This window comes from Nostoc sp. LPT (assembly GCF_017115165.1).
Classification (GTDB): Bacteria; Cyanobacteriota; Cyanobacteriia; order Cyanobacteriales; family Nostocaceae; genus Nostoc.
On record NZ_JABXKF010000092.1, the window covers coordinates 1 to 11,573 of the forward strand.

The following is an 11,573-nucleotide window of genomic DNA, read 5'->3' on the forward strand; positions in this document are numbered from 1 at the left end:
CTGGATAGTTTAGTTTATTTACTACTTACTTGCCCCGGAAAGTGACAGAAGAGGGCTAAGTAAACAGCTTTCCAAGCGGATTAGTTTTTTCGCGAAATGCGCGGATGGGTAGGTGTTCAGGAAGGGGGGAATACAAAAATGGCTAAATTGCCGTATATGCAAGGATTTGAAGGCTGTAACATCTTGAAACCATCCGCGCACCTTATGTAGACTGACTTTCAGCTATTTACATCTAGCACAATTGCCATTCATCGCAATCAACTAAAATCCCTATTAGGGATTGAAACGCAGCTACGATCATGGCTAATGTGACCAATGCTGATCGCAATCAACTAAAATCCCTATTAGGGATTGAAACGCTGTATTAAATAATCGAACTTTGCTTCAAAGTAGCATCGCAATCAACTAAAATCCCTATCAAGGATTGAAACGAAGTATACTGAGAGTTAGCCTCTAAAACATAGTATCAAAAATTACAAATATTACTTCAAAGGTCATTCCACATCCAGCTTGAGGGCTGTGATATTATAGGAGACTGCTGCATACATTTTAGAAAAACTAGAAACTGAATCGACCATGGCCCTCACGCAACTGCGGAAACAAGAAATAATTTCCAACTACCAAGTTCACGAAACTGACACTGGCTCGGCCGATGTCCAAGTTGCTATGCTAACTGAGCGCATTAACCGCCTCAGCGAACATCTCCAGGCAAATAAAAAAGACCATTCTTCCCGACGGGGACTGTTGAAGCTAATCGGCCAGCGCAAGCGTCTTCTAGCTTATATATCGCAAGAAAGCCGGGAGAAATATCAAGCTTTGATTGCTCGTCTCGGTATTCGTGGATAGGACTACCGCTTATGTCTGCTGAAGAATCTGAACGCAGTCGTTTGCCCTTTGAACCAAACAAAAAGCGCCAAAAACCCGCAAAAACTCCAAGTAAACCAGCAGCACAGCCCCAAGAATCCGTCAAACAGGCTGATAAAAAAGTGGTTTACACCAAACAAGAGATGGCAATTCCCCAAGTAGTAAGCCAACGAATGATCCGACGGGTAGCTGGGTTCTCTGGTGTACCAACAGCTTTGGGCATTAGCGCCTTGGTTGCTAGCTATCTGCTTGCTACCTACTCCGACATCCGACTACCTCCCATCGCCGTGTTATTGGTGAACATGGGATTATTTGGTTTGGGGGTTTTAGGGATAACTTATGGCGTTCTCTCTGCCTCTTGGGATGAAGAAAAAGTCGGAAGTTTGCTGGGTTTGGGTGAGTTCAACACCAATTGGGGACGAATGGTGGCAGCTTGGCGCGAAACTCGGCAAAAAAACTTATAATGAACGGCGCTCAGGTATTAAGTAACTGTGGTATAGGGTAAATGAAAAAGTGGATGTTGAAGTTGAAATTTTATAACTTCAACATTGCTAATTAAAATTATACAATCCTTTTTATACCCCATATCCAGTTATTTAGTAGTAAAACTACTGACTGAGCGCTACATTTTGTCTATTTATTTTGTAAACAAATTTTATTTTTAACTATTTGTAATTAGGTCAATAGGCAACAATAAAGTTAGCCGATTTACAGAAAATTTTACTCAATTAATTAATCAGGAACTTTCAGATGATTATAGTAATGAAAAGTGGTTCTCCAGAAGCGGAAATAAACCGCATTGATGAGGAACTAACTAGCTGGGGGCTAACTCCAGAAAAAATTGTTGGTCAACACAAAGTAGTTATTGGTCTAGTAGGTGAAACTGCCAGCTTAGACCCGCTACAAATTCAGGAACTTAGTCCCTGGATTGAGCAGGTGTTACGGGTAGAGCAGCCTTACAAACGAGCTAGCCGTCAGTACCGCCACGGTGAAGCTTCGGAAGTGGTGGTTAATACTCCTGATGGAGCAGTAGTATTTGGCGAACATCAGCCTTTGGTAGTCGCTGCTGGCCCCTGCTCCGTAGAAAATGAGGAAATGATTGTGGAAACGGCGCGGCGCGTCAAGGCGGCTGGAGCCACATTTTTGCGCGGAGGGGCATACAAACCCCGGACTTCACCTTATGCCTTTCAAGGACATGGCGAGAGTGCTTTGGATTTGTTGGCAAGGGCGCGGGAAGTTAGCGGACTAGGTATTATTACAGAAGTGATGGATGCCGTAGACCTGGATAAAATTGCCGAAGTTGCTGATGTGATTCAGGTGGGAGCAAGAAATATGCAAAATTTCTCCTTGCTCAAAAAAGTGGGAGCGCAGCCGAAACCAGTTCTCTTGAAGCGGGGAATGGCAGCTACTATTGAAGATTGGTTGATGGCAGCCGAGTATATTCTGGCATCTGGCAATCCTAATGTAATTTTGTGTGAAAGAGGAATACGTACCTTTGACCGTCAATATACGCGAAATACACTGGATTTATCAGTAGTGCCCGTGTTGCGAAAGCTGACTCACCTGCCAATTATGATTGACCCCAGCCACGGCGTAGGTTGGTCTGAGTTTGTGCCTTCAATGGCAATGGCTGCGATCGCAGCTGGCACAGATTCCCTGATGATAGAGGTTCACCCTAATCCTGCCAAAGCTTTATCGGACGGGCCCCAATCTTTGACACCAGATCGTTTCGATAACTTGATGCAAGAATTGGCAGTAATTGGTAAGGCGGTGGGACGCTGGCAACAACCAGCAGTGGCTCTAGCTTAAAATTCAGTTGCAACTTATTGCTAGGCATAAATAAATTAAAGTTTGTAGTCAGGACTTGAGTTTTGATAAATCCAAAGAAGCGAGAAATCGCTCATCACAAACTAGGATTTTTTTGTATGTCTAATTATGCCTACCTATTTATTGTAATTATGAAATAATGCCCCTTTAGAAGATTTCTAAAGGGGATTTTTAAACACTAACTAAAGCTATGAAAAAATAAATTTGCAATCAACATTGATGGACAATATTTTTTTGCAATTGTAAGACTTTTTATCGATATACATAGCGAGCAGGTATCCAGTGGCGGCCACGATTTGTTTGAACCCAACGTCCAGGAAGCAATATCTTCCTCGCTTGAACAGGGGTATGAACTCTAAATCGCACTGGTCTTCTGATTATTCTAACTGGAACCGATCGCCTAACTGGTCGTCTGATTTGAGCATCGGCTTGAAAAGGAATAAAGGTAACAGCAATTGGTAAAATCAGTGCTGCACTAGCAAGTATTCTTTTAATACTCATTCGCAAACATCCCTCTTATGATATTGACATCAAAGAACTTAATTTTTCATAAAATATTAATTGCTTTGACAAATAAATACTAGGGTTGAAAAGACCTATACACTAGTGATAAAGGTCATTATTTAAACCGTGACTAATGTCATGGATAAAAAATGTAAACATGACTTTGCTATTGAATAAAACTATTTTTACAAGCTGGTAGTGTTAATACCGAAAACTTCGATTTTCATGTTTGTGGCAGTGCCTACCTGAGGGCAATACGCTTACTGCAACTCAATTTTGCCACCTAAAAAAAAGGGGCGGGCAAAATACCCATCCCAGAAAATTTACTTTTACTCAATTGATTAGTAAAACTTTTATTGCACTTGGGTGGGGAAAGCACCAGGTTGCACAGCTATATTAATATCCTGCCCATTGCGACGTAATTCCATACGTAAGTCGCTCCCGACTTGACTATTTTCTACTGCCTTTTGGACACTGCTGGCATCTGTGACTGCTTGACCTCCAAGTGTTTGGATCACATCACCAGCACGTATTCCTGCTTTAGCAGCTGGTGAATTTGGCACAACTTTCACAACTAATACACCTTTATCTTCATTCACACTCATACCGCTATTAGGATCTGAGTTAATATTTTGTTTGAGCTGAGGTGTTAACCCCACCATCTGAATTCCCAGGTAAGGATGTTCTACTTTGCCTGTAGCTATTAGTTGACTGGAAATGCGTTGTGCTGTGTTGATAGGAATAGCAAAGCCTAATCCTTGTGCCCCTTGAATAATGGCTGTATTCATGGCAATTACCTCGCCACGGGAATTTAGCAGGGGACCGCCGGAGTTACCGGGATTAATTGCGGCGTCAGTTTGAATATACTCTACTCGCTTATCAGAAGCGCCGATTAGATTGCTACTGCGTCCGGTAGCACTGATGATTCCGGTAGTTACTGTATTATCTAATCCAAGGGGGTTGCCGATCGCGATCGCCCATTCTCCCGGTTGCAGTTGATCTGAGTTACCCAAGGCTACTAAAGGTAGATTCTGTGCCTGAACCTTGATAACAGCGACATCGGTTAATTCATCTTTTCCTAACACCTTACCTTGCAAGGTGCGCCCATCCTTGAGTGTCACTGTCACCGTATCAGCACCATCTACCACATGGGCGTTAGTGAGAATCCGACCATCGGCACTGATAAGAAAACCTGAACCAGTACCCCGTTCTACCCTTTCTCCTGATTGTGGCAGTTGGGAACCAAAAAAGCGGCGAAAAAACGGATCGTTAAATTCATCTGGTAACTGTGTTTTTACGGTTCGGGAAGAGTCAATTCGCACCACAGCCGGTCCTACCTTTTGCACCACTCGGGTCACAAAGTTAGGATCTGTGGCAGCTGGTAATGGAGGAGCGGCATTTACTCGACTTACTGCCAAATTAGATGCACTTTCAGACACCTGCTGAGAGTGTCCAGCCATATAGCCGCCTGCCAATGTCATACCTGATCCCAGCAACACAAGCGATAGAGAGGCGGCAGCCTTTCTCCAGGGTTTATGATATTTGGCATCAGCAGTGTTATGTGAAATGCTATTTGATGGGTGTTCTCTGTCGCGAGATTGGTTTTGCATTGCTGTCTGGAAGGATATTTAAATGTATTACTAATGTAGATATGATTTGTGACAGTTTTGTTGCGGAGGTATTGCGTTGTTGTGAAAGCTTTGGTATTTTATTGAACCGTATTGGAATATAGTCATTCGTAGAGACGTACATCGCTGCGTACTCTTTACCAAACTTCAGTGTTGAGTAAATTAAGAATTACTCAGTAATTTATGTACTTGGGTTTGAGCAAGACCCCTTGTGGGCGGTCTTTCAACTCAGAACTCAGCACGAGCTAAACGCCTTGCTTCCGCTAACACAACTCAGCACTCTTCATCATGCCTGAAGGAATAAAAATGGCACAGGGGAAAATCTTACTTAAACCTGGCACTTTATGGACAAGTGTTAAAGAACGGACTGAATATGCTTTGCAATGCGGGGCGCTACTGTCGATTCCGACAGAATTTGAATTTGTTGAACAGGATGGCGTGCGCTTTTTAGTGCGGATTTTGTCTAACCTGAATCGCAAAAAAGCAGCTAAGAAGAAACAGGAAAAACAATCTGTTACTTCTGGTGAAGAGTTTAATCCTTTTTTGCCCTACGAAGAGGATTTATTTGTGGCGGATATCTCCGATACCCATGTATGTATTTTAAATAAATTCAATGTTGTTGATTATCATCTGTTAATTATCACCCGTGGTTTTGAGGAACAAGAAAGCTTACTCACCCTAGAAGATTTTACGGCTATGTGGGCGTGTTTGGCTGATTTCGATGGTTTAGCATTTTACAACAGTAGCAAAACCGCAGGTGCTAGTCAGCGACACAAGCACTTACAATTAGTACCCCTACCACTTGCCCCTTCAGGGTTGCAAATACCAATTGAACCTTTGCTAACATCATCACAATTTCAAAACTCGAACGCAACTTTAGCAAAGCTTCCTTTTGTACATGCTTTCGCATCACTAAATTCCAATTGGGTGCGATCGCCATTTGCAGGGGCCCAAGCAACACTGGAAATTTATCACACTTTGCGTCACGCTGTAGGTTTAGATGCAAAGCAATTTGGTGCTTACAATCTGCTAGCGACACGAGAATGGATGTTAATCGTACCGCGATCGCAAGAGCATTTCCAATCTATCTCTGTGAATTCATTAGGATTCGCTGGTGCGCTGTTGGTGCGAAATGCAGCAGAAATGGAGATTCTCAAAACCCAAGGGCCGATGACTATCCTCAAAAATGTTGCTGTATCGTAATTGAGTTAGTAGGATATACAGCAGTTTTCAAGTAGATGAGGTACAAAGTGCAGGACTTAATAATCAGACATAAAAAGTTTTACTGCCTTCCTCCTGCCTCCTGCCTCCTGCCTTCCTTCGATAATGTCAATTTAAATCATTTTCAAGTGTTAGTGTTTCCCAATCTAAATCTGATGCTACTTGAGCAAGTTTATCTAAATCAGTCAGATTATCTAGATAGGGTAAGCAGCCTAAAACTGGCGTGTTAGTGAGTGATTGAATCAATTGATATGGTGTCCAGTCGGCTATTTCTGCATCCGTTCGGGGTTGTACGCAGTTCAAAACAATGCCTTTGAGATTGACGCGCGATTGTCTAGCTAATGCTACATTCGCCACTGCTTGAGCGATCGCACCCAATCTCACTGGTACTACCAATACCGTTGGTAAACGCCATTCCCCCGCCAAATCAGCTACCGTTAATTCCTCAGTTATTGGCGAACCTAACCCTCCCAAGGCTTCTACAAGTACAAAATCACGCTGCGATCGCAATTTAGACAAAGCTTGCCACACAAGTGCTAAATCTACTCGGCGATTTTCCCGTGCTGCTGCTATAGGAGGAGCAAGAGGTGCTTGAAAGTATAAAGGTGTAATTTCTTCAGCAGATTGTTCTAGCACAAATAGCTTTTGATACCACTCGCGATCGCCAATTCCCGATTGAATCGGTTTCATGATTCCCCAGCGACGCTGCGGGTAATATTTTTGCCAATAGGCTGCTAACGCTGTTGTTAAAACAGTTTTACCAGCTTCCGTATCAGTTCCAGTAATCAGTAGTGTGTTTAACATTAATTTCTTTGGCCAGAAAATGGTTGGGTTCCATCAGTCGGCGGCAAAGTCGGCGCTTCAGTAATGGTCGGAATTGGCAAAGGTGTTTCTGTGGGAATTGGCAAAGGTGTCTCTGTTGGAAGTGGCAAGGGTGTCTCTGTGGGAATTGGCAAAGGTGTCTCTGTCGGAATTGGCAAGGGTGGTTCTGTCGGAATTGGCAAGGGTGGTTCTGTCGATGTTGGTTTAACTGGTTTTTCTAATGCAACATTGAGGTTGTAATTGCTTTCGGCAACTCCTGAAAGCAAAGTTAATTCAATAGTATATCTACCAGTAACCAACAATGTGCCTTGATAAAATGTGACTTGTTGGGCAGTATTCTCGATTGGTTGTCCATCGGCACTTAAGACTGTTAACAGAATGCTGCTTCCTGGGTCAATAAACGTGTTTAATTTAGCACCTTCTCGCCCAAAAAAGCTGTACTGGATGATTTGATTTGCTTTGAGAGTACCTTCAACCGTGGTTGGGTTAGACGCTGTAAGCTTGAGGCGCTTAGTAGATACAACAGGTCGATCGTTAGTAGGTGTAGGTGTCGGTGTTGGTGTCGGTGTGAGTGTCGGTGTCGGTGTGAATGTAGTACCACCAGAAATTACTGGTGAAGGGAAATTTTGTGGAAGCGTCTCATCTGGTGTTTTCGACTGACTGCGGATGGAACTGACTATTGCCCAAGAACCAAATCCTGCTACGATCACGACAGCAATGCCAATTGCGGCGATCGCTAACGGATTATCCAAAATTGAGCTACTGGGACTTGGTGGAATCACAGGATCGGGGTTCTTGGGTGAAGCTGCTGGTGCTACTAAGTCAGGACGACGGCCAACTGCCATTGTCTGCAAGTTAGACACATTTACATTAGGAAGACTGACTTCCTGTAAAGATTGTAGTGCTTGAGATACACTAGCAGCACTTTGATAGCGATTGCTCGGTATATGATTCAACATTCGATTCAACACTATAGCAAATCGTGGGTTCACTTTTACCGACCGCTGCCAATTCCAAGTTAGTTGATTTTCATCAAATAGATCCTTTGGTTCTTTACCAGTCAACAAAACAATCGCGCTTACCGCTAATGCATACAAATCACTACTAGGATATGCTCCCCCTGTTTGCATTTGTTCGCTAGGAGAGTAGCCTAATTTTCCTACAGTGGTTTTTGGCATTGTACTCTCTGGCGATCGTAAACGTGTTGCCAGTTCCTTTACCACTCCAAAGTCAATTAACACAGGTTTAGCATCACTATCTCGCAAAATAATATTTTCTGGCGAGATATCCCGGTGAATAATCCCTCGACTGTGAATATGCTCTAAAACAGGCAACAACAACTCTATCAGCTGCAATACTTCAGCCTCTGTGAAAGTTTTACCCACAGCTTGACGTTCAGCCAATAGAGTTTGGTACGTCTGACCTGCAACGTAGTCCTCCACCAAAAATAAGCGTTGGTCTTGCTCAAATCTTTCCCGGAATTTCGGCACTTGTGGGTGTTCGATTTGATATAAAATGGCAGCTTCTCGATGAAAAAGCTCTTGTGCCCTCTCCCAATCCAAAGCCGACCTTGCTGTTAAATTCAATTCCTTGATCGCGCAAAGTTCGTTAAAGCGCCTCTGGTCTTCTGCCAGATAGGTTCTACCAAATCCTCCTTGTCCGAGAATTTGAATTATGCGGTAACGGTTTTGCAAGACAGTGCCAACTGTAATCGGTGGTTGCATGATCGATTGATTGAGTGTAGTAGCAACTGAAGAGGAAGTCACCCACAAAGATTAAGTCCAAGAGGCGACGGACAGTTACCTGCGGCAATATTCTACTATACTCAACAACTACACTCCACTAGAGCAAGGTTGTTTCCTACTGCATAACTTCAGAGTCCCCAATCCTCAATTCAATTTCTCTTCCTGGGAAAATGATAGATTTTGAAATACGCAAAATTAACTTGAGAATCCAAGTTATACAAATCACTCATCTCTTTTTCAATCAATCCTGTGGAAAAATAAAAAATTGCAATCCGGCTAACTGTGCTTGTGTAAGCCAAGCTTCTGCACAATAAAATGGTTAGCAATCGTCTTTAGAAAGAATAGTGTTATCTAAATCAAGAATGATTCCTTTCGCATTACAAATCTTAATTTTGTCAATTTTTATTTGAGCTAGTGTATGGATACTTTGTGGAAGTCTATGGTGCTACTCTTTGATCTCTAATTTGGGTCACTTCATCAAAAAAATTTTACAATTTTCATCTGCAAAGTTATAAAAATTCTGCCATTGGGCTATTTACCAAATTTATTTGAGTGGCGATCGCCCCAACATCCAAAATTATCATCCGTTTGAGTCGCAGGACGGATGCAGTTATTGCTGCACCCAAGTGGAGTGATCGCAACCACCCAAAAATCAGAGCATACACAACAGTATTAATTTTATCCCAGCAACAATATGGGTACTAACTAATTCAGTGGTGATTGGTAGCTTACAGGTGACAGGATGTTCGCAGACAGATTTAACATCTAGGATATTTATTGATATTGAACAATTTTTCTATATTTAACTAAAAACTTTTCAGTAAAAATATTTACAACACTTTACTTAAATAGAATTATTTTTATTAAGTAATGTTTTAGGAGCAAAAAAAATCTCTTTATTTAATCTTTATTTAATCTTTATTCAAACTTTATCTAAAAACTTGCTAGTGCCTGGATAAATTTTGTCCACAGCTAGCGTCTTCTAGGTTCTATAGTTGTCGTTTTTGTCAATGCGTAGACTATAGAGTAATAAACTACTATTTACCTACTTAGAAAGAGGTGCTATACTGTGTGAGGACAAACTCTTTAATATCACTAAAGTTGTCAATCCTTTACTTTCAGCTATCAATGAGGTAATTAGAAGAACCTACCACACCAAATAATGTTTAAGCGATTAGGGTTATTTACCTCAACCAAAAAATTGAACTATAGACCTAGTACTGCAAGGCAAAAGTCAAAAATCAAAAGTCAAAAGTATTATGGAATGCTCTTTTTAGAGATTTTAAATGGTTGCTCTATTTACGCCCTGGCGTACTAGTGGATGGACTTGATGTCAGTTAAGCTATCAATAGCTTGTTTGCCAAGAAGACTAGATAATTAGCGAATAATAAATTTATACAAAAATGTTTAAATTTTGTATGGAAGCTTCAACAAAGCTTACAGATGTTTTTTTAGGCTATTTCTTGGTTAAATCTATGAAATCTCTAATGATAATATTGCTATGAATGCACATAGAGGATCTGCTGTGCTCAGTTCTGCAACTTTCAAAGTGCAACCATCCGCAACAGGACTGAACGATAATCATCGCCTGCGGCTGTTTTCTGGCTCTGCCAATGTACAACTGTCTCAAGAAGTCGCTCGTTATCTGGGCATGGACTTGGGGCCAATGATTCGCAAAAGATTTGCGGATGGAGAACTTTACGTTCAAATCCAAGAATCGATTCGGGGTTGTGATGTCTATTTAATCCAGCCATGTTGTCAACCCGTCAACGATCATTTGATGGAATTATTAATTATGGTTGACGCCTGTCGTCGAGCTTCTGCGCGACAGGTGACGGCAGTAATTCCGTACTATGGTTATGCTCGTGCCGATCGCAAAACAGCGGGACGAGAGTCAATAACCGCCAAGCTGGTTGCTAACTTGATCACCGAAGCCGGTGCCAACCGCGTTCTCGCAATGGATTTACACTCGGCTCAGATTCAAGGCTATTTCGATATACCCTTTGACCATGTTTATGGTTCACCAGTATTGCTGGATTATCTAGCCAGCAAACAACTGCCAGACTTGGTGGTTGTTTCTCCTGACGTTGGTGGTGTAGCACGAGCTAGGGCATTTGCGAAAAAACTGGATGATGCACCACTGGCGATTATTGACAAACGTCGTCAGGCACATAATGTTGCTGAAGTGTTAAATGTTATCGGCGATGTTAAAGGCAAAACAGCAGTGTTGGTGGATGACATGATTGACACTGGCGGCACGATCGCAGAAGGAGCGCGATTACTGCGTGAAGAAGGAGCGCGTCAGGTATATGCCTGTGCAACTCATGCGGTATTCTCTCCACCAGCGATGGAGCGGTTGTCTAGTGGCTTGTTTGAGGAAGTCATTGTCACTAATACCATTCCCATACCAGAAAACAATCGTTTTTCACAACTAGTGGTGCTGTCAGTAGCTAATCTGTTGGGAGAAACTATCTGGCGAATTCATGAAGATACTTCAGTTAGTAGTATGTTCCGCTAAACTGTGATTCGTGTTATAGCAAGGGACTGGTGACTAGGGACTGGGGACTGGGTGAAAAGTAGCTTTATGTCTAATTTTTATCATCTGTTAATGTCCTAATCACCAAGGCTTTTGCTATATTAGCGTAACTTGCCCACACTGTACTCTTGAACAGGTATAGTGTGGGCTTTTAGCATCTTTAAAATTTCTGTACTGAGATTACAATACAAACAGTTCAAGCTTTCAAGGTGGTTTACCAAACAAGACTTATACCAATTCTGGGCGTTGCTGAATCCAAGTATGAATCATGCGATCGCCTCAAGCTTGCGGGCGCTACACGCCCGCAGCGCCACGGAACCATACTTGAGATAATGTATTACTAATCGAATAGAAAGTTTAAGCATTTCCTCGGGAGCATCTCAGTTTTTGAAGTGCCTCAAACCGACAATAATCCATTAAGGTAGG

Annotated in this window: 10 protein-coding genes and 1 CRISPR repeat array; of the genes, 5 read left to right on the forward strand and 5 right to left on the reverse strand. The window is 42.2% G+C overall.

What is annotated here, in order from left to right; genetic code table 11:
* The first annotated feature begins 248 nt into the window (after positions 1 to 248).
* A CRISPR array of direct repeats spans positions 249 to 438; the repeat unit is 24 nt; unit sequence ATCGCAATCAACTAAAATCCCTAT.
* A gap of 138 nt (positions 439 to 576) precedes the next feature.
* The 3 genes from rpsO to aroF all read left to right on the forward strand — a co-directional run bounded on the left by rpsO (position 577) and on the right by aroF (position 2,673).
* On the forward strand, positions 577 to 846 hold the full coding sequence (gene rpsO, locus HWQ58_RS18690; protein ID WP_041565894.1) for a 30S ribosomal protein S15: 270 nt from the start codon (positions 577 to 579) through the stop codon (positions 844 to 846).
* 11 nt (positions 847 to 857) lie between these two features.
* The gene (locus HWQ58_RS18695) at positions 858 to 1,328 is read left to right on the forward strand and encodes a PAM68 family protein (protein WP_292865699.1); all 471 of its coding nucleotides are present in this window, start codon (positions 858 to 860) and stop codon (positions 1,326 to 1,328) included.
* 286 nt (positions 1,329 to 1,614) lie between these two features.
* A complete protein-coding gene (aroF, locus tag HWQ58_RS18700) occupies positions 1,615 to 2,673 on the forward strand; it encodes a 3-deoxy-7-phosphoheptulonate synthase (protein WP_292865702.1) in 1,059 nt (352 codons plus the stop codon).
* 270 nt (positions 2,674 to 2,943) lie between these two features.
* On the opposite strand, the gene HWQ58_RS18705 is transcribed toward aroF, so the two are convergent.
* Both HWQ58_RS18705 and HWQ58_RS18710 read right to left on the reverse strand, forming a co-directional pair.
* Positions 2,944 to 3,192, reverse strand: coding sequence for a hypothetical protein (locus HWQ58_RS18705; protein WP_292865705.1), 249 nt, complete (start codon positions 3,190 to 3,192; stop codon positions 2,944 to 2,946).
* A gap of 356 nt (positions 3,193 to 3,548) precedes the next feature.
* Positions 3,549 to 4,805 (reverse strand): HhoA/HhoB/HtrA family serine endopeptidase, encoded by a 1,257-nt coding sequence (locus tag HWQ58_RS18710; protein ID WP_292865708.1) that lies wholly within the window; start codon positions 4,803 to 4,805, stop codon positions 3,549 to 3,551.
* A gap of 324 nt (positions 4,806 to 5,129) precedes the next feature.
* Between HWQ58_RS18710 and HWQ58_RS18715 the strand changes: the two genes are divergently transcribed.
* Entirely contained in the window at positions 5,130 to 6,026 is an 897-nt protein-coding gene (locus HWQ58_RS18715) for a phosphorylase (protein WP_292865723.1), read from the forward strand.
* Positions 6,027 to 6,152: 126 nt separating this feature from the next.
* On the opposite strand, the gene bioD is transcribed toward HWQ58_RS18715, so the two are convergent.
* The 3 genes from bioD to HWQ58_RS18730 form a co-directional block, all read right to left on the reverse strand.
* On the reverse strand, positions 6,153 to 6,848 hold the full coding sequence (gene bioD, locus HWQ58_RS18720) for a dethiobiotin synthase (RefSeq protein WP_292865711.1): 696 nt from the start codon (positions 6,846 to 6,848) through the stop codon (positions 6,153 to 6,155).
* Positions 6,848 to 8,590, reverse strand: a complete 1,743-nt coding sequence (locus HWQ58_RS18725) for a serine/threonine-protein kinase (protein ID WP_292865714.1) — start codon at positions 8,588 to 8,590, stop codon at positions 6,848 to 6,850. The genes bioD and HWQ58_RS18725 overlap by 1 nt, the downstream gene beginning before the upstream one ends.
* 530 nt (positions 8,591 to 9,120) lie before the next feature.
* Positions 9,121 to 9,276, reverse strand: coding sequence for a hypothetical protein (locus tag HWQ58_RS18730; protein ID WP_292865717.1), 156 nt, complete (start codon positions 9,274 to 9,276; stop codon positions 9,121 to 9,123).
* An 836-nt stretch (positions 9,277 to 10,112) separates the two neighbouring features.
* Here HWQ58_RS18730 and HWQ58_RS18735 point away from each other — a divergent pair.
* Positions 10,113 to 11,129: a ribose-phosphate pyrophosphokinase gene (locus HWQ58_RS18735; RefSeq protein WP_292865720.1), complete on the forward strand. Its 1,017-nt coding sequence runs from the start codon at positions 10,113 to 10,115 to the stop codon at positions 11,127 to 11,129.
* Positions 11,130 to 11,573: the final 444 nt, after the last annotated feature.